This window comes from Staphylococcus sp. HMSC06C11 (assembly GCF_001808345.1).
GTDB lineage: Bacteria > Bacillota > Bacilli > Staphylococcales > Staphylococcaceae > Staphylococcus > Staphylococcus capitis.
Window position 1 is genome coordinate 1 of the sequence record NZ_KV793035.1, and the last position, 17046, is coordinate 17046.

At 29.2% G+C, this 17046-nt stretch carries 20 protein-coding genes and 2 pseudogenes; 16 read left to right on the top strand and 6 right to left on the bottom strand.

All coding sequences use genetic code 11. The features are described 5' to 3' along the window. From HMPREF3154_RS02580 to HMPREF3154_RS02585, 3 genes are all read left to right on the top strand, one after another. Nucleotides 1-1162: malate:quinone oxidoreductase (locus HMPREF3154_RS02580; RefSeq protein ID WP_070474311.1), on the top strand; the 1162-nt coding region annotated here is incomplete at its 5' end. 9 nt (nt 1163-1171) lie between these two features. Next, entirely contained in the window at nt 1172-1282 is a 111-nt protein-coding gene (locus HMPREF3154_RS11195) for an SE2200 family small protein (protein WP_080550853.1), read from the top strand. Between the two features lie 231 nt (nt 1283-1513). Beyond that, a complete protein-coding gene (locus tag HMPREF3154_RS02585; protein WP_002436888.1) occupies nt 1514-1648 on the top strand; it encodes a beta-class phenol-soluble modulin in 135 nt (44 codons plus the stop codon). Between the two features lie 268 nt (nt 1649-1916). Here the strand turns inward: HMPREF3154_RS02585 and HMPREF3154_RS02590 are convergent, their stop codons facing one another. Then, nucleotides 1917-2603: a YiiX/YebB-like N1pC/P60 family cysteine hydrolase gene (locus HMPREF3154_RS02590; RefSeq protein WP_002441952.1), complete on the bottom strand. Its 687-nt coding sequence runs from the start codon at nt 2601-2603 to the stop codon at nt 1917-1919. 122 nt (nt 2604-2725) lie between these two features. On the opposite strand from HMPREF3154_RS02590, the gene HMPREF3154_RS02595 reads away from it, so the two are divergent. Next, complete coding sequence (locus HMPREF3154_RS02595) at nt 2726-3088, top strand: hypothetical protein (protein ID WP_002441953.1); 363 nt, start codon at nt 2726-2728, stop codon at nt 3086-3088. 74 nt (nt 3089-3162) lie between these two features. Here the strand turns inward: HMPREF3154_RS02595 and HMPREF3154_RS02600 are convergent, their stop codons facing one another. Then, a complete protein-coding gene (locus HMPREF3154_RS02600; RefSeq protein ID WP_012818128.1) occupies nt 3163-3837 on the bottom strand; it encodes an IS6 family transposase in 675 nt (224 codons plus the stop codon). A gap of 444 nt (nt 3838-4281) precedes the next feature. Between HMPREF3154_RS02600 and HMPREF3154_RS02610 the strand changes: the two are divergent. From HMPREF3154_RS02610 to HMPREF3154_RS02625, 5 genes and pseudogenes are all read left to right on the top strand, one after another. Beyond that, nucleotides 4282-4900: pseudogene (locus tag HMPREF3154_RS02610) on the top strand (CadD family cadmium resistance transporter). 18 nt (nt 4901-4918) lie between these two features. Next, nucleotides 4919-5266 carry an ArsR/SmtB family transcription factor gene (locus HMPREF3154_RS02615; RefSeq protein ID WP_002441960.1) on the top strand — a complete coding sequence of 116 codons (348 nt, stop codon included), beginning with the start codon at nt 4919-4921 and terminating at the stop codon, nt 5264-5266. 164 nt (nt 5267-5430) lie between these two features. Next, nucleotides 5431-5526, top strand: coding sequence for a type I toxin-antitoxin system Fst family toxin (locus tag HMPREF3154_RS11200; protein WP_000493115.1), 96 nt, complete (start codon nt 5431-5433; stop codon nt 5524-5526). A 249-nt stretch (nt 5527-5775) separates the two neighbouring features. Beyond that, nucleotides 5776-6324 carry a hypothetical protein gene (locus tag HMPREF3154_RS02620; RefSeq protein ID WP_002441962.1) on the top strand — a complete coding sequence of 183 codons (549 nt, stop codon included), beginning with the start codon at nt 5776-5778 and terminating at the stop codon, nt 6322-6324. A gap of 98 nt (nt 6325-6422) precedes the next feature. Continuing rightward, nucleotides 6423-7031, top strand: coding sequence for a recombinase family protein (locus HMPREF3154_RS02625; protein WP_000583537.1), 609 nt, complete (start codon nt 6423-6425; stop codon nt 7029-7031). Between the two features lie 204 nt (nt 7032-7235). Here the strand turns inward: HMPREF3154_RS02625 and qacR are convergent, their stop codons facing one another. After that, complete coding sequence (qacR, locus tag HMPREF3154_RS02630; protein WP_001832666.1) at nt 7236-7802, bottom strand: multidrug-binding transcriptional regulator QacR; 567 nt, start codon at nt 7800-7802, stop codon at nt 7236-7238. 177 nt (nt 7803-7979) lie between these two features. Here qacR and HMPREF3154_RS02635 point away from each other — a divergent pair, with 177 nt between their 5' ends. From HMPREF3154_RS02635 to HMPREF3154_RS11765, 3 genes and pseudogenes are all read left to right on the top strand, one after another. Further along, the gene (locus tag HMPREF3154_RS02635) at nt 7980-9524 is read left to right on the top strand and encodes a quaternary ammonium compound efflux MFS transporter QacA (RefSeq protein WP_000622776.1); all 1545 of its coding nucleotides are present in this window, start codon (nt 7980-7982) and stop codon (nt 9522-9524) included. 204 nt (nt 9525-9728) lie between these two features. Beyond that, nucleotides 9729-10289: a hypothetical protein gene (locus HMPREF3154_RS02640; protein WP_001077893.1), complete on the top strand. Its 561-nt coding sequence runs from the start codon at nt 9729-9731 to the stop codon at nt 10287-10289. Nucleotides 10290-10352: 63 nt separating this feature from the next. After that, nucleotides 10353-10487 (top strand): annotated as a pseudogene (locus HMPREF3154_RS11765) (HAD hydrolase family protein); the annotation flags it as partial. A 124-nt stretch (nt 10488-10611) separates the two neighbouring features. On the opposite strand, the gene HMPREF3154_RS02645 reads toward HMPREF3154_RS11765, so the two are convergent. After that, nucleotides 10612-11325, bottom strand: a complete 714-nt coding sequence (locus HMPREF3154_RS02645; protein WP_002500633.1) for a DUF536 domain-containing protein — start codon at nt 11323-11325, stop codon at nt 10612-10614. 385 nt (nt 11326-11710) lie between these two features. Here HMPREF3154_RS02645 and HMPREF3154_RS02650 point away from each other — a divergent pair, with 385 nt between their 5' ends. Continuing rightward, nucleotides 11711-12667, top strand: a complete 957-nt coding sequence (locus HMPREF3154_RS02650; RefSeq protein WP_070474316.1) for a replication initiator protein A — start codon at nt 11711-11713, stop codon at nt 12665-12667. 1795 nt (nt 12668-14462) lie between these two features. Next, on the top strand, nt 14463-14558 hold the full coding sequence (locus HMPREF3154_RS11350; protein ID WP_002441941.1) for a type I toxin-antitoxin system Fst family toxin: 96 nt from the start codon (nt 14463-14465) through the stop codon (nt 14556-14558). Between the two features lie 267 nt (nt 14559-14825). Here HMPREF3154_RS11350 and HMPREF3154_RS02655 read toward each other — a convergent pair whose 3' ends face one another. After that, nucleotides 14826-15344, bottom strand: a complete 519-nt coding sequence (locus HMPREF3154_RS02655; protein ID WP_002441943.1) for a type 1 glutamine amidotransferase domain-containing protein — start codon at nt 15342-15344, stop codon at nt 14826-14828. A gap of 38 nt (nt 15345-15382) precedes the next feature. Beyond that, nucleotides 15383-16018, bottom strand: coding sequence for a 3-hexulose-6-phosphate synthase (gene hxlA, locus HMPREF3154_RS02660; RefSeq protein WP_002441945.1), 636 nt, complete (start codon nt 16016-16018; stop codon nt 15383-15385). 102 nt (nt 16019-16120) lie between these two features. On the opposite strand from hxlA, the gene HMPREF3154_RS02665 reads away from it, so the two are divergent. Then, a complete protein-coding gene (locus tag HMPREF3154_RS02665; RefSeq protein WP_002436858.1) occupies nt 16121-16459 on the top strand; it encodes a winged helix-turn-helix transcriptional regulator in 339 nt (112 codons plus the stop codon). A 218-nt stretch (nt 16460-16677) separates the two neighbouring features. Next, nucleotides 16678-17046, top strand: a 369-nt coding sequence (locus tag HMPREF3154_RS02670; RefSeq protein WP_176744659.1) for a malate:quinone oxidoreductase, incomplete at its 3' end; no start/stop codon positions are given.

The following is a 17046-nucleotide window of genomic DNA, read 5'->3' on the forward strand; positions in this document are numbered from 1 at the left end:
TTTACCTCATATTAGTTTTGTGAGAGGTAAAAATAATGTTCAATTTTTAAAAGATCGCTATTATGCGATGAAAGATTTTCCGATGTTTGACAATATTGAATATACGGAAGATATTGAGGAAATGAGAAAATGGATTCCTTTAATGATGAAAGGGCATAATTCGAGTGACATTATGGCCGCTAGTAAAATTAATGAAGGTACAGATGTTAATTTTGGTGAGCTTACTCGAAAAATGGCTAAAAATATTGAACAACATCCGAATGCTAATGTTCAATATAATCATGAAGTCATAGATTTTAATCATCGAAAAGATGGTAAATGGGAAGTTAAAGTACGTCAACGCAATAGTGGTGATGTGCAAACAGAACTTGCTGATTATGTATTTATTGGTGCTGGTGGTGGAGCCATTCCATTATTACAAAAAACAGGTATTCCAGAAAGCAAAAATTTGGGTGGTTTCCCAATTACAGGTCAATTCTTAATTTGTACTAACCCTGATACCATAGCCAAGCATGACGCTAAGGTATATGGTAAAGAGCCTAAAGGTACACCACCTATGACTGTACCTCACTTGGATACACGTTATATTGATGGTGAACGTACCTTATTATTTGGCCCATTTGCTAGTGTAGGCCCTAAATTCTTAAAAAATGGTTCGAATTTAGATTTATTTAAATCGATTAAGCCATATAATATTACAACACTTTTATCTTCTGCAGTTAAAAACCTTCCTTTAATTAAATATTCGTTTGATCAAATATTAATGACTAAAGAAGGGTGTATGAATCATTTACGTACGTTTTATCCAGAAGCACGTGATGAAGATTGGCAGTTATATACTGCTGGTAAACGTGTACAAGTCATCAAAGATACACCTGAACATGGAAAAGGTTATATTCAATTTGGAACGGAAGTAGTTAATTCTAAAGATCACTCAATTATTGCTTTACTAGGAGAATCACCTGGGGCTTCAACTTCAGTTTCTGTAGCTTTAGAAGTACTTGAAAAAAACTTCTCAGAATATGAATCAAAATGGACACCAAAAATCAAAAAAATGATACCATCTTATGGCCAATCATTAGTTAATGATATTGGATTAATGAGAACTATTCGAAAACAAACATCTAAAGATTTAGAATTAAATTATTATGAAAACAAATAGAGTAAAGGAATGACAAATTTGAAAAAATTATTTGTAGCAATAGCTATTTGTACTATTGGTTATAGTGTACTTAAACGTTATCAAAAACATGTAAATAAAATACCAAATATTGAATACTAAATTTATATATAATCTCCAAGAGCATGATATTAATAACATCTTTTTATATTAAAAAAATGGATGGACAAATCAAAAATACCAGATTCTATTTAATATAGAGTCCGGTATTTTTTGTCATTGTTAATGATGTGATATATTAAAATAGTGTAAATTAAGTTTACAAATCATTCTAGAAATGTTACAAACTTATATGGTTACATCATTTTAATTTGTATAAAGGAGTGTACATTTATGTCAGGTATTGTTGAATCATTACATAATGCAGTAAATTCAGGTTTACATGTCAAACAAGACTGGGTAGACATGGGCTTTGGCATTGCTAATACAATTGCTAAAATCGTTGACCAAGTACTTAAATTTGTTTAATAAATTAAAATTTAATTTTAAAACAGGGTATTACTTTAAAGTAGTACCCTGTTTTTTGTTTGTATAAAGAATACCATACGCATAGCGTATGGTTCAGAACAGGTTCTACCGTTGTCACAAAAAAATGCATCTCTTCTTGCTAGAATTAATATTGGTTAGCCAATCAAAATAATCAACACGAGGAGATGCTATCTAATGTCATCTGACACAAACAGTTTAGCACATACAAATTTGTAAGAGGCTTATTAGCATAGGAAGTTTAAAAATCTTAATAAGTTTTCACTCTTTTTAACTTATAAGAATTAGAAGAAAAATTAGGTAATGTATATGGTGAAACTATTGGTGTTGGTGAAGACATTGCTTTTCTACCTATTCCATATCTATATGCTTGATAAACAATTTTTGAACAATACGTAGGATTTCTTTTAGATAGATGAGTATTAATACCATATCTGTATTTTTTACCTACATAATGTTTTCTAGCCCATCTAGCTGCTTTAGAACCTGCTCCATGTTTTTTTGAACGATAAATTTTCATCCATTTACCTTTCTTAGCATATCTTTTCTTAAACCAAGATAAAGAATGTGTAGCTGGATGATGACCTTTACCATAAATATGTAATATTTTTTTGCTGCTAATTGCAATTGCAGCATGTCCAGTTAAACCCCAAGAACTGGTAGCATTAGAAATTAAAACATCTCCAGCTTTTAAATGAAATCTAGATCTAGTAGATACATCGCTTTTATTTTCTATTTGCTGTTTTGCTTGACTTGAATTTTGTAAGAATTGATTCCATTGCTCTTGAGTAACAGACTTATCTAAAGTTCCATCTTTTTGTAATTCCTGATAATTAGTAGTGTTATTTTCTTCGGCGTTTGCTGAGTTAAAGAAATTCATTGAAGTAAAAGCTAACGTAAATAATAAAGTGAAAACAAAAACAAATAACTTTTTCAAATAATCACTCCTTATAGAAATTTTTCAAATTTACATTTATAATATACAGTAATTAAATATTTAATAAAAGTTTTTCGAAATTAATTAACAAAAATTTAATAATATTAAAGGAGGAATTATTAATGAATAATTTAACGAAATATATAATTTGCTTAATTTCACTTATTCCAATTGAATTTGTTTGTTTGATTGTTGATTATAAGAAAGGAATATCACTTTTTTATATACTTCTAGTGGTTATATCTATAGGTATTGGCCTATTCATCAAAAATTATAAATCATATATTTTAGTATTAATTAGTAGATTAATTGGGACTATATTATCAGTAATATGTTCTCATTTATTTATAAACACTTATGCTTCAAGTGGATATTTTAAACCTTTCACAGCTTTTGGTTATGCTATTTTTTTAGGGATTATATCCCAAATCTTGATTTTAATAACAATAGGATTAATTTATGTATTTAAACCTAGAAGAAAATAAATATATACTTTTTATGGTTCTGTTGCAAAGTAAAAAAATATAGCTAACCACTAATTTATCACGTCAGTGTTCGCTTAACTTGCTAGCATGATGCTAATTTCGTGGCATGGCGAAAATCCGTAGATCTGAAGAGACCTGCGGTTCTTTTTATATAGAGCGTAAATACATTCAATACCTTTTAAAGTATTCTTTGCCGTATTGATACTTTGATATCTTGTCTTTCTTACTTTAATATGACGGTGATCTTGCTCAATGAGGTTATTCAGATATTTCGATGTACAATGACAGTCAGATTTAAGTTTAAAAACTTTAATTACTTTAGCCATTGCTACCTTCGTTGAAGGTGCCTGATCTGTAACTACCTTTTTAGGTTTTCCAAATTGTTTAATGAGACGTTTGATAAACGCATATGCCGAATGATTATCTCGTTGCTTACGCAACCAAATATCTAATGTATGTCCCTCTGCATCAATGGCACGATATAAATAGCTCCATTTTCCTTTTATTTTGATGTACGTCTCATCAATACGCCATTTGTAATAAGCTTTTTTATGCTTTTTCTTCCAAATTTGATATAAAATTGGGGCATATTCTTGAACCCAACGGTAGACCGTTGAATGATGAACGTTAACACCACGTTCCCTTAATATTTCAGATATATCACGATAACTCAATGCATATCTTAAATAGTAGCCAACGGCTACAGTGATAACATCCTTGTTAAATTGTTTATATCTGAAATAGTTCATACAGAAGACTCCTTTTTGTTAAAATTATATTATAAATTCAACTTTGCAACAGAACCTTATATTTCATGTGCAATTTTAATGGTAATTGCTTTTGGTAGTCTTTTTAGGGAGTTAGGAAATCGTAATGAAAATAAAAGGCTAGATATACTTTCTAGCATATTGGTTTTGATTTCAGCAATTGCACTTTTGATTTATGGAATATTTATTAATTAGAACACGCATTTATGCCGAGAAAATTTATTGTGCGTTGAGAAGAACCCTTAACTAAACTTGGAGACGAATGTCGGCATAGCGTGAGCTATTAAGCCGACCATTCGACAAGTTTTGGGATTGTTAAGGGTTCCGAGGCTCAACGTCAATAAAGCAATTGGAATAAAGCATCTATGATTATTTGAAAACATAAGTTATAATACATTCAAAAATATTTTTGAATGAGGTGTAATTATGATTCAGACTATTGTAACTGCTGCTATTCTTTATATTGCGACAGCAGTAGATTTATTAGTGATTTTATTAATATTTTTTGCTAGAGCAAAGACTAGGAAAGAATATCGAGATATTTATATTGGTCAATATGTAGGATCTGTGGCATTGATTGTCGTAAGTTTATTCTTTGCCTTTGTCTTAAATTATGTTCCTGAAAAATGGATATTAGGATTATTAGGGTTAATACCGATTTATTTAGGAATTAAAGTAGCTATTTATGATGATTGTGAAGGAGAAAAGAGAGCTAAAAAAGAATTGAATGAAAAAGGATTGTCTAAATTAGTTGGTACGGTTGCAATTGTTACAATAGCAAGTTGTGGTGCTGATAATATTGGTTTATTTGTTCCGTATTTTGTGACATTAAGTGTTACTGATTTATTAATTACTTTGTTTGTCTTTTTAATTTTAATTTTCTTCTTGGTATTTACTGCACAAAAATTAGCTAATATTCCAGGAGTTGGAGAAATTGTTGAGAAATTTAGTCGTTGGATTATGGCTGTTATTTACATAGCTTTAGGGTTTATTTATTATTATTGAAAATGACACTATTGGGACAATTTTAGGATTTATATTTTAATTTAGGGTGTGATTTTATATGAGCTATGAAAATGCTTGTGATGTGATCTGTGTACATGAGGATAAAGTTAACAATGCTTTAAGTTTTTTAGAAGATGATAAATCTAAGAAATTACTTAACATTTTAGAAAAAATTTGTGATGAGAAGAAATTGAAAATCATATTATCTTTGATTAAAGAAGATGAGTTGTGTGTTTGTGATATTTCTTTGATATTGAAAATAAGTGTTGCTTCAACTTCACATCATTTAAGACTTTTATATAAAAATGATGTACTTGATTTTTATAAAAAAGGAAAGATGGCATATTATTTTATTAAAGACGATGAAATAAAAGAATTTTTCTCTAAAAATCAGGAGGGTTTTTGAAACGAGTGAAACGAGTTTCTTCTTGTCTTGATACTATAAAAAAGCAAAGATATAACATAAAATGACTTATCGGAAGTCATCTGTAACTCAATTATTAGAAATGGTATAATACAAAGGTCGTCGTTCACTTCTGTGCTGTATTTAGCATGGAAGGAGGTGACATCATGTTCAGTACACTATTTGTAACTATTATAGCTCCTATCGTAGTAGGAGTTATACTCACATTATTTTCTCATTGGCTGAATAATCGTGAGAAGTAATTTAGCGACGACATATAGCTAATACACCAAAAGAGCCCGATAACTATTCGCAGTAGTTATCGGGCTCGGTGTTTATCATGCTAGTACACTATTTGTTAAATTCAGTATATCACCAAGTGTAGATGAATGCAAAAATATAAGAAAAGTAAGTGCAATTCTATAATTAGAATTATTGATTTTCTTTGATACTATAAAATTGCTAACATTAAGGCTAATTAGTTGAATACAAAGACAAGATGGGAGTATTAAATGAAAAAGGTTAAATCATATTTAAAAAACATTCAAAACAACGAAGAGTATCAAAAAGATATAGAATTTCTTGAAAAGAAAAGTAATGGAAGGGAAGACAAAAAACTTATATTAGATATATGCTTTTTATCGACAATTCCCTTGATTTCAATTTATATTACATATTTTTTAAGTTTTTCCAATCCATTTGCAATTTTTATATTAATAATTATAGCTGTGCCAGTTTCTTATAAAATTGCTAAAATTCTATTGGATCATATGTACAAAGATGAGGATAGATTTCTAGCATTATATAGAAACTACGAAAAGGGAAAATTATTATTTCTTACTTTACCTATCATTGGACTCGTATCTATAATAGGAAGTTCATTTCTCTTCGATTATTTAATATTTAAACTGAATAATACGTCTGTAGAAATATTAGGGTCCACTCCTACTGTTGTATATCATATTATTATTTGTTTTATTCAGTCTATGTTCACGACTATGTTTTTAATAATATTTATTTATACTATTTTGGTTCTTATATATGGAAGGTTTACAAAATAAATGACTAGAGTACACCCTAATCATACAAAGAGAGTTATTGAATTTATAATAACTTAAACGTATGATTAGGGTGTATATTAATTGTGGAGTGAAAATGAATGATTATAGGTTATGCAAGAGTATCTTCGGTAGATCAGAATTTAGAGAGACAGCTAGATAATTTGAAAACATTTGGCGTAGAGAAAATATTTACAGAGAAACAATCGGGAAAGTCAGTAGAAAATAGACCCGTATTTCAAGAAGCACTTAACTTTGTGAGAATGGGCGATAGATTTGTAGTAGAATCGATTGATCGCTTAGGTCGTAATTATGATGAAGTGATTAACACAGTTAATTATTTAAAGGATAAAGAAGTTCAATTGATGATTACTAGTTTACCTATGATGAATGAAGTGATTGGTAATCCACTATTAGATAAATTTATGAAAGATTTAATCGTTCAAATCTTAGCAATGGTTTCAGAACAAGAACGAAATGAAAGTAAACGTAGACAAGCACAAGGTATTCAAGTTGCGAAAGAAAAAGGTGTGTATAAAGGACGCCCTTTACTATATTCACCTAATGCTAAAGATCCTCAAAAACGTATTATCTACCATCGTGTTGTTGAAATGTTAGAAGAAGGCAAAGCAATTAGTAAGATTGCGAAAGAGGTTAATATCACAAGACAGACAGTTTATAGAATTAAAAATGGTAAGGGATTATCTTGATAAATGGATTGTTAATGCAAATGAGATCTTCTCACAGCGTCCTAAATTATATGTTATTCATCTATTATGAGATTCTAATAATAAGACAAGAAAAGAGAGTGCGAATTCGCACTCTCCTTTTGTGTAGTACTATTGAAATTTTGTCTTAAAAACGAACGTAATTTAGAAATAATATTTATTGGTATTTCAAGAATATATATATAATTATTTACTAAGTCCATTTAAAAAAATTTGAGAGAACTTGTTCATAAGTTTAATTCTTTCATTAATATTTTGTTCATGTGTAAAGGTAACAATTCCATTAACAGCGTTTGCTGCTATTTTACTAACAGCATTAACATCATTAATACACCATTCGCCATTTAAATTACCCTCCTTAAAAATTACATGATAAGCATCTATATATTTGTTTTCTAATTTATTCATTTTTTCATTAATGCTATTAGTTTTATAATATTCAGTGCAAAATTCAATTATTGCGTTTTGAAGTGGATAATAGTATTCGGTTGTTAAAGATAGTTCATTATATAAATAAAATTTTTCTCTATTAGTTTTACATTTGATTTGTTCCTTTTTCCACTGTTCTTGCCATTTAGATTCTTCTATATTTAAAATTTCTAAAAATAGATTTTCTTTTGTTTTAAAGTGATAATAAAGATTCCCTTTACTACTTTCTGATAATTTAACAATTTCTCCAGTAGTAGTGGCATTATATCCATTTTTTATAAATAATTCCTTTGCGACACCTAGTATTTTATCTTTCAAGTTCATCACGCCTTTAATGAGTATTAAGTACTATCAATGATAGCACAAAAAATTCAAAGAATAATTGTATAACACAATACAGCCATTTAAATTTCGCAAGATTTTTTGTTGTAATATGTAAAAAAATAGATTACAATCCTTATAGACCGATCGCACGGTCTATAAGGATTGGAGGGAACTTAAATGATTTCATTTTTTACAAAAACTACTGATATGATGACATCAAAAAAAAGATGGACTGCACTAGTAGTATTAGCTGTTAGTTTGTTTGTTGTTACAATGGATATGACAATATTAATTATGGCTTTACCGGAATTAGTAAGAGAGTTAGAGCCTTCTGGTACCCAACAGTTATGGATAGTTGATATATACTCTCTTGTTTTAGCTGGCTTTATAATTCCATTGAGTGCCTTTGCTGATAAATGGGGAAGAAAAAAAGCATTATTAACTGGATTTGCTTTATTTGGCCTCGTTTCATTAGCTATATTTTTCGCAGAAAGTGCAGAGTTCGTAATAGCTATTCGATTTTTACTTGGTATTGCAGGTGCTTTAATAATGCCAACTACTCTTTCAATGATAAGAGTAATTTTTGAAAACCCTAAAGAAAGGGCCACTGCATTAGCTGTATGGTCAATCGCTTCATCGATAGGTGCTGTTTTTGGACCAATTATCGGAGGAGCTTTACTTGAGCAATTTTCATGGCACTCGGCATTTTTAATTAATGTACCGTTTGCGATAATAGCAGTTGTAGCAGGTTTATTTTTATTACCAGAGTCTAAGTTATCAAAAGAAAAGTCTCACTCGTGGGATATTCCTTCTACAATTTTATCAATTGCAGGCATGATTGGACTGGTATGGAGTATCAAAGAATTTTCAAAAGAAGGACTAGCAGATATTATTCCATGGGTTGTAATAGTATTAGCAATTACCATGATAGTGATATTTGTTAAACGTAATTTATCAAGTTCTGATCCAATGTTAGACGTAAGACTTTTTAAAAAGAGATCATTTTCAGCTGGTACAATTGCTGCATTTATGACAATGTTTGCAATGGCATCTGTTTTGTTATTAGCTTCACAATGGTTACAGGTTGTGGAAGAACTTTCTCCTTTTAAAGCTGGCTTATACCTATTACCTATGGCAATAGGAGATATGGTGTTTGCACCAATTGCACCCGGATTAGCGGCGCGATTTGGACCGAAAATAGTGTTACCTTCCGGAATTGGAATTGCAGCCATTGGCATGTTTATTATGTATTTCTTTGGTCATCCATTATCATATTCTACAATGGCTTTAGCATTAATTTTAGTTGGAGCTGGTATGGCTTCACTAGCAGTTGCATCTGCTCTAATAATGTTAGAAACACCTACATCAAAAGCAGGTAATGCAGCTGCTGTTGAAGAGTCTATGTATGACCTTGGAAATGTTTTTGGTGTAGCAGTACTTGGTAGCCTATCTTCTATGCTTTATCGTGTATTTTTAGATATTTCATCTTTTTCATCAAAAGGTATAGTTGGAGATTTAGCTCATGTAGCTGAAGAATCTGTAGTGGGCGCTGTCGAAGTAGCTAAAGCTACGGGGATAAAACAGCTTGCAAACGAGGCTGTAACATCATTTAATGATGCTTTTGTAGCAACTGCTTTAGTAGGTGGGATTATCATGATTATCATTTCAATAGTTGTCTATTTGTTAATTCCCAAATCACTTGATATAACTAAACAAAAATAGTACTAAACATATATTTTTAGATATTGTAGATTAGTTTATTTTTAAAATTAGTAATAGTTAAAAAGTAGAACCATTAATTTTAAATGGTTCTACTTTTTTATTATTAAGTAAAATTATAAAAGACAATTTCTTAAATTAATAATATGATATACCTATATCTAATAATTTATTAGTATTAATAAACCTTGAAAGGATGATTAACTGATGAATAGAGCAGATATTTTTAAAATATTTGATGTAGAACTTAATATAACTATATTTTTAGGAGCACTAGTAGCAACTTTCATCTATTTTATAAGTTACATGAACAATGTAAATGAATTAATTACATTATGCTTAACATTAGCTTTTCCTGCATATTTATTAAAAATTAGCAGATCGTTCGAGGTTATTTTATTAGAGGAAAAAATAAAAAATAGTAAAATCAAAATCTGTGACAAAGATAGAATTGAACGAGAGATACTGGTGAAAAAGAACCTAATAGATGAACTATTGTTTCCTAATAGAGTTATTAAAAAATATACACTGACAATTTTAATTTACAGTATAGGTATTATTATTCTTTTACTACTTTGTAATATGTTAAGTTATGGAATTGGTGAAAATGTCAATTTTATCTGGAGATTACTAGCTTGTTATGTAACGAGTGTCACAGTGATTATAGTTGCCTTGATTATAATGATAATGATATTTGATCTTATAATTGGATTACTATTAAATTTTCAAATATTTTTAAAAAATAAAAAGTATGATGACTTTTTATAATTATTCGATTTATATAATGAAAAATTAAATGATTAAACATAGAAACCTCAAAACAAACCATATTTAATAGAGTTTATGGCGCCTTATACAAATAAAGGCTATGCTGTTAAAGAATTATGTAGCTATCTTCAGATTAATATGGATGATGTTTATACTATTGGCGATAGAAAATTGATTTACCTATGTTTAATACCCTAGATAATTCTTCTGATAATTTAGTTTTTGTTAGAGTTTAACATAACTGATGATTATCAGAAGTTCCATCACTATAAAAGGTGTATCAAGGGTTTATAAACTCTTGATACACCTTTTATAGTCATTTTTAATTACCAAACAGTTTACTCCAAAAACTTTTTTTAGAATGATTTTCGTTTCTGATATCCTCTTTCTGCTCACCATCTATTTTATTACCTTGTTGCAGTTCACTATCTTGTTGCTTATCCTCATGTTTATCTTTACTTTCATCCCTAAAATGGGAAACCATTTTTTCTTTTTGACTATCTGAGTCATTATTTATAGAATCCATATTTTCCATTGTTTCTTGAACTTCAATGTCCTGCCTCTTATTAGCAGAATAATTGAGTTGCCTTTCTTCTTCTAACTCAGACTCCAACCTTTGTATTTTTTTGTTACTTTCTAATGCTAATACTTGTTGGTTTTCAAGTAATTTCGACCTTTCTTGTAATTCTTTTCTATAAAATTCTATTGTCGTTTCATGACGTTTTTCTTGTTTTTCAAGTTGTTTATTTAAAGTATCTATTTGCTTTTCGAGTAGTTCAATTATTTGAACATCATATTTAGATTCGTTTTTTTTATTATCTGTTTTAACTTTCTCTGAACTTACATTAGCACTTTCAAAGCCATATTTCTTTTTATTTCTGATTACTCTTTGAATGATTTTTTCTACATCAACATCATTTTTAATGAATGAAGTATTATCCTGTTTCACTGTTTCTATATTCAATCTTTTTATATTATTAAATACAGTCTGTTTACTAACTTCCAATTCTTCACTTATTTCTTTAACGCTCTTCATATCTTCAACCCTTTATAAATACTTTATCAACCCTTTATAAATAAATTTTATCATAAATACTTTTATAAAGGGATCTTAAGTATTCTTAAAAAACCTTTTATAAACATTTGATAATAATCTTATCAAGTGTTTATAAAAGGTTTTTAGTGGGATTATAATATCTTTTATATGTTCTTTTTTAATGATATAATGTCCATAATACGTTTTAGTCCCAACTACTGGTAATAGTTGGGACTGGGTAATAAAACGTTACAATACGTTAGCTATTTAATTTGATATATGTATTATATACAACAATATCTACAGTTTGCAAGTCAAAAAGTTATGTGGATTTGTAATGTTTTATTACCTCTATTCAAATTTAATTGGAAAGAGGTTTTTTATTATGTCTCGTAAAAATATTAAAAATCAAGCAAATCAAAACTTTTATATGCTACATAAAGCATTATTTGTTAATGAAAAATATAAAAAATTAAGTGATAGTGCCAAAGTTACTTATGCAATTCTCAACGATAGAGTTAGCTTGTCGATTAAAAATAATTGGGTCGATGATAATGGGGATATATATTTCATTTTTACAAATGAAAGTCTCCAGAATATATTAGATAAAAGCAAGAATACAATTACTAAAATTAAAAAAGAACTTCAAGCAGTAGGGTTACTTGAACAAATACGTACAGGATTTAATAAACCTAATAAATTATATTTGCATGATATAGAAACTAATATTAATGTAGAAAAAAGTATTCAATCCTCATCTATAACCTATAATGACAAGGACTCCCAAATTTTGGGACTCCAGAATCCCGAATTTTGGGACTCCAGATTCTCAAAATTTGGGAGTCCAGAATCCCAAATTTTAGACCCTAATGATACTGATTATAATGATACTGATTATATTAAGACTGAGAATAATGATACGGATGATTTGAATGATAATAAACTAACTTTTCCTAGTAATCATACAAATCATTCAAATCACGACAATTCAAACTTTAATAATGAGGCTTTAAAATTTCAATTACTCGAAGAACTACCGCAAAGTATTCAAAACTATCTAAGTAACTTTGAAGTAGCTGAAATTAAAATTATCAAAACTGTATTATTAAAAGCCAAAACATCTTTCAACAATGCGATTGATAGCTACTACTTGTTAGAAGATATGGAAATAGAAATACTTCATGTTCTTAAACGTTTCAAAGCTATGCTTATTCAAAAAAATGAAACCGTTGTATCAATGCAAGGATACTTAATGAAATCTCTTAAGTCTGAATTCGCTGAAATGCATACGCTTAATAAACGACGTGATCATTTACCAATCACTTCTTTATTTAATCAATAATGATTTATTTAGAGAGCATCTTTAAATAGATGTTCTCTTTTTTTATTAATCAAGTGGTTGCTAAGGCAACCACCTAGACCAAACGAAAGGTAAGGGAGGAGATAACAAAATAACATCAATACAATGTCACAATTTCACAACATAACATGCTGCTATTAAAGAAAGGAGGAACTCTTATGCGTAATAAGAAAAAGATTAAGGTTACTTTGGCAATGATTAATGTTCTCTTAACGGCAGTCGAACTTTATCTTCAATGGCAATTAAGTAAATCTGAAAATGAACTGTAGTTAAGCAAGTAGGTGGGACTAAAACAGAAACGTTTTAGTCCTATTTTTTTCTATAAACGAGTATTCTTCGTTTAATAATGGCTCAAACATGTCGCATAAAATGAAAAACAAATAATCATTTAGCGTTGTTTTAACTTTTAAAAATGTAAAAGTGTTAACCGTTTTTATATTTTTTAGCAATCTTTTGTAGTTATAAAAGTGACTTAGTAAAATCGTTTTTGCTATTTATTTTGTTAATGATCGGAAAGAAAAGGTTGTATTTATCGTTCCAAAGAATCAAAATGTGGATTCAATATAGGTAAAAAATAAGTCGTTAATGTTCAAGAAACGGACCGAATAAAATTTTAAATTTGAACTTTTCTATCCTAAACTAAGTAAAGATATTTACTTAGTTTTCTCTTTTTTTATCTCCAATCATTTTACTAACAATACTCATTTTGAAAATAAAAATAAGAACTTAAAGTAAAAAAATGAAGAAAAGAATAGCCTCTTTTGTCTCCAAGTACGTTTTACTTTTGGAAATATTACAAAAAATAGAGTCTGTTTTCGGAGTCTCAAAGAGCATAAGGAAATCTAGTACCACCCTTGGTGGTATTCAGCATAGCTGAAAGATTAACCTTTTATTCATTATGATCAATTGTTCATCATAAATAGCTTAAAAGCTTTATATACAGGTGATTATAAGCATTCTTAGGCATTTGACTAAAGGGGATAATACCACATTTATTACAGACTCTTTACAATTGTTACAAGACCACTTTCAATTGTCAGAATACTCTACTTAACATTGATTTGACGGGCTTTAAAAATTTTTAGACTCTCGAGAGTCTGATTTTTTTGATGTCGAGACTCTATAGAGTCTGTTTTTTTGGACTTTTTTCGTATAAAAAATAAGACCACTTAAGTGTGATCTTATTTTGACTTTTAGGTTTGATTGATCAAATATTGATGTAACAAATGCGTCGTTTTGCTTCTCATTTTGTATTTTGTTTTAGCTCTTTTTGACTATATTCCTGTTTAGCTTTGGATGTTTTTATAATTTGTTTTTGAATAATAAGGCCTAAATAATTTCTTATTACTTTTATTTTATGTTCATTATAATGAATCATTTAGGGATATGTTTGAGATACTTTATTCAAAAAGTGATGAGTACAAAAATATTTTTATAGCAAAAATGTAAGTGTTTAATATAAAAAATATCACAAGAATTTATCAAACATGAGTAAGACATTTTTCATTTATTTATACTTTATAAGCAGTATGATAAATCATACAAGTGACCAATACGCGCTTTCTAAAAATCATAATTCGACTTAATTATGTACGCTAATATGACTTTGATTATGACTAAGTAGACTTAATAATAAAGGTAATTTGTTTTTTAATAGATAATACTTTTGACATAAGTTCACTTATCGGAAGTGGATATGCTTACGTGTTTACAGATGATATAATAATAGAGTCGCCTTAACTTCCGGCGGTATTTTCGACGGAAGGAGGTGCTTAATATGCTTATGATCTTCGTTCACATCATTGCACCAGTCATTAGTGGCTGTGCAGTTGCGTATTTTACTTACTGGCTTAGTAGTAAACGTAATAAATAGAAGGCGACGTTAAGCCGCATCAAAAATCCCCTCACTACCACAAATAGTGAGGGGATTGGTGCATATATGCATATAATCTTCGTTAAATGTATTATAACATCATAGTGTATAGGAATGCAAAATATGTAATACGACGTTATGAATTATTTGATGTATATATCTTAATAAAATTGGAGCTTCAAAATTAATAATAAAAAACTATCGACAAATTTTAGATCTTTGTCGATAGTCTAATCTATCAAATAATTATTTATAATGGATCTTAATTTATGCTTCTAATTGTTTAATAATCTCTCTATTGAAATCATCTAAGTCATCTGGTACACGACTTGTTACAATATTGTTGTCTACTACAACTGATTTATCAACAACATGTGCTCCTGCATTAGATAAATCTTTACGTACATTGATAACACCAGTTATTGTACGTCCATTTAAATCATCAGTATCAACTAATAATAGTGGGCCATGACAAATCGCAAATGTTGGTACATCATTTTGAGTGAAATACTTAGTAAATGTACCATAACGACCTTCTTCATCACCACGTAAATGGTCAGGGGAAAATCCACCAGGAATTAATAATGCGTCATAATTTTCTGGTTTAGCATCTGCGATACTAACATCTACAGTTACTTTTTCACCATGTTTACCAACAACTTCATGATTAGCTGTATCACCAATAATCTCAGTCTCAAATCCAGCATTTTCTAATGCCTCTTTTGGACTAGTTAATTCTATATCTTCAAATTCATCTGCTAAAATGATTGCTACTTTTTTAGTCATATTACAACATTACCTTTCAATACATATATTAAAAATAGTTAAGCATTTCCATCAATTATATCACGACATTGTTTAGCAGCAGCTTTTGGATCGTCAGCGTTTGCAATGCCACCACCAACAATAATTAAATCTGGTTGTTCAACTGCCACTGATTTAATTGTATCGGGTTTGATACCGCCTGCTACGGCTACTTTTGAATTTGAAATAACTGATTTAACAGTACGTAAACTTTCTAAAGGTGATACACCTTTAGCTTGTAAATCATAACCCGTATGTACTGCAATATAATCAGCACCCATTTTATCTAATTCAGCTGCACGTTGTTCTAAATTTTGAACTGCGATCATATCAACTAATAATTCTTTGCCATTGTTGTGCGCTTCTTCGATAGCACTTTTAATTGAAGCATCTTCAGAAACACCCAGAATTGTTACGATATCAGCACCGAATTTTACAGCTTGACTTACTTCATAACTAGCAGCATCCATAATTTTCAGGTCTGCTAATACTTGTGTGTTAGTGACTGATTTACTCATATGTTCAACAGCAGATAGTCCTTCATTTATAACGATTGGTGTTCCAATTTCTACGATATCAATGAATTCCTCTACTTCTTGAGCTAATTTTGCTGCTTCTTTTTGGTCTAATAAATCGATTGCTAATTGTAATTTCATTAAAATTTCTCCTCTCTATCTTTTATAATGCTATTATGGTATTAGTTGTTTAGAATAACAATACTGACATTTTTGTCACTATATAAAAATGGAGGATTCGTTTTGTTAATTGAATATAATAATAAAGAATTTTATACATCGAAAGATTTAGCCCTGTCTGTCATTGGTGGAAGATGGAAAATTGCCATTGTTTACCATCTTTTGCAGAGTAATCGTTTAAGGTTAAGTGAATTACAAAATAAACTACCTGATATCAACCAGCGAATGTTAATAAGACAACTTAGAGAACTAGAACAAGACAAAATTCTCGAAAGGACGGTCTATCCAGTAGTCCCTCCTAAAGTAGATTATAGATTGACTGAAATAGGACTAAAGCTTGATAAAGTAGTATTTTCAATTTGTAATTGGGGAGATGATTTTCTAGATACAGTTAGAAAGTAATAATCATAGATAATGAGAGAACCTACAATTATCAGAAGTTTTCACCTAAAAAAGATATATTAAAGTTTTATAAATCTTTAACGCATCTTTTAGAGTTTTTTAGTTGCTTTTAAACCTATTCTTTTATGGAATAAGTCAGATTAAAAATGAGTATTTTTATTATAAGTTGAATTGTATTATACTACTACTTAGTCACAAAAAGGGAAGAGGAATTATTTATGAATACTAAAGAGTCAAAAACAGTTGTCATTATTGGTGCTGGGGTATTAAGTACTACTTTTGGTTCTATGCTTAAAGAAATAGAACCTAATTGGAATATTAAACTATATGAACGTTTAGATCGTCCAGGGATTGAAAGTTCTAATGAACGTCATAATGCCGGAACTGGCCATGCTGCTTTATGTGAACTGAACTATACAGTAAGAAAGCCTGATGGTTCAATTGATATTGAAAAAGCAAAAGAAATTAATGAGCAATTTGAAATTTCAAAACAATTTTGGAGCCACTTAGTTAAAAATAAAAGTATTTCTAACCCTAAAGAATTTATTCAGCCTTTACCTCATATTAGTTTTGTGAGAGGTAAAAAT

What these genes read in the sequence shown, in the direction of transcription:
- HMPREF3154_RS11195 (WP_080550853.1), top strand. Translation starts at nt 1,172, where the DNA reads ATGACAAATTTGAAAAAATTATTTGTAGCAATAGCTATTTGTACTATT.
- HMPREF3154_RS02585 (WP_002436888.1), top strand. Translation starts at nt 1,514, where the DNA reads ATGTCAGGTATTGTTGAATCATTACATAATGCAGTAAATTCAGGTTTA.
- HMPREF3154_RS02595 (WP_002441953.1), top strand. Translation starts at nt 2,726, where the DNA reads ATGAATAATTTAACGAAATATATAATTTGCTTAATTTCACTTATTCCA.
- HMPREF3154_RS02600 (WP_012818128.1), bottom strand. Translation starts at nt 3,837, where the DNA reads ATGAACTATTTCAGATATAAACAATTTAACAAGGATGTTATCACTGTA.
- HMPREF3154_RS02615 (WP_002441960.1), top strand. Translation starts at nt 4,919, where the DNA reads ATGAGCTATGAAAATGCTTGTGATGTGATCTGTGTACATGAGGATAAA.
- HMPREF3154_RS11200 (WP_000493115.1), top strand. Translation starts at nt 5,431, where the DNA reads ATGTTCAGTACACTATTTGTAACTATTATAGCTCCTATCGTAGTAGGA.
- HMPREF3154_RS02620 (WP_002441962.1), top strand. Translation starts at nt 5,776, where the DNA reads ATGAAAAAGGTTAAATCATATTTAAAAAACATTCAAAACAACGAAGAG.
- HMPREF3154_RS02625 (WP_000583537.1), top strand. Translation starts at nt 6,423, where the DNA reads ATGATTATAGGTTATGCAAGAGTATCTTCGGTAGATCAGAATTTAGAG.
- qacR (WP_001832666.1), bottom strand. Translation starts at nt 7,802, where the DNA reads ATGAACTTGAAAGATAAAATACTAGGTGTCGCAAAGGAATTATTTATA.
- HMPREF3154_RS02635 (WP_000622776.1), top strand. Translation starts at nt 7,980, where the DNA reads ATGATTTCATTTTTTACAAAAACTACTGATATGATGACATCAAAAAAA.
- HMPREF3154_RS02640 (WP_001077893.1), top strand. Translation starts at nt 9,729, where the DNA reads ATGAATAGAGCAGATATTTTTAAAATATTTGATGTAGAACTTAATATA.
- HMPREF3154_RS02645 (WP_002500633.1), bottom strand. Translation starts at nt 11,325, where the DNA reads ATGAAGAGCGTTAAAGAAATAAGTGAAGAATTGGAAGTTAGTAAACAG.
- HMPREF3154_RS02650 (WP_070474316.1), top strand. Translation starts at nt 11,711, where the DNA reads ATGTCTCGTAAAAATATTAAAAATCAAGCAAATCAAAACTTTTATATG.
- HMPREF3154_RS11350 (WP_002441941.1), top strand. Translation starts at nt 14,463, where the DNA reads ATGCTTATGATCTTCGTTCACATCATTGCACCAGTCATTAGTGGCTGT.
- HMPREF3154_RS02655 (WP_002441943.1), bottom strand. Translation starts at nt 15,344, where the DNA reads ATGACTAAAAAAGTAGCAATCATTTTAGCAGATGAATTTGAAGATATA.
- hxlA (WP_002441945.1), bottom strand. Translation starts at nt 16,018, where the DNA reads ATGAAATTACAATTAGCAATCGATTTATTAGACCAAAAAGAAGCAGCA.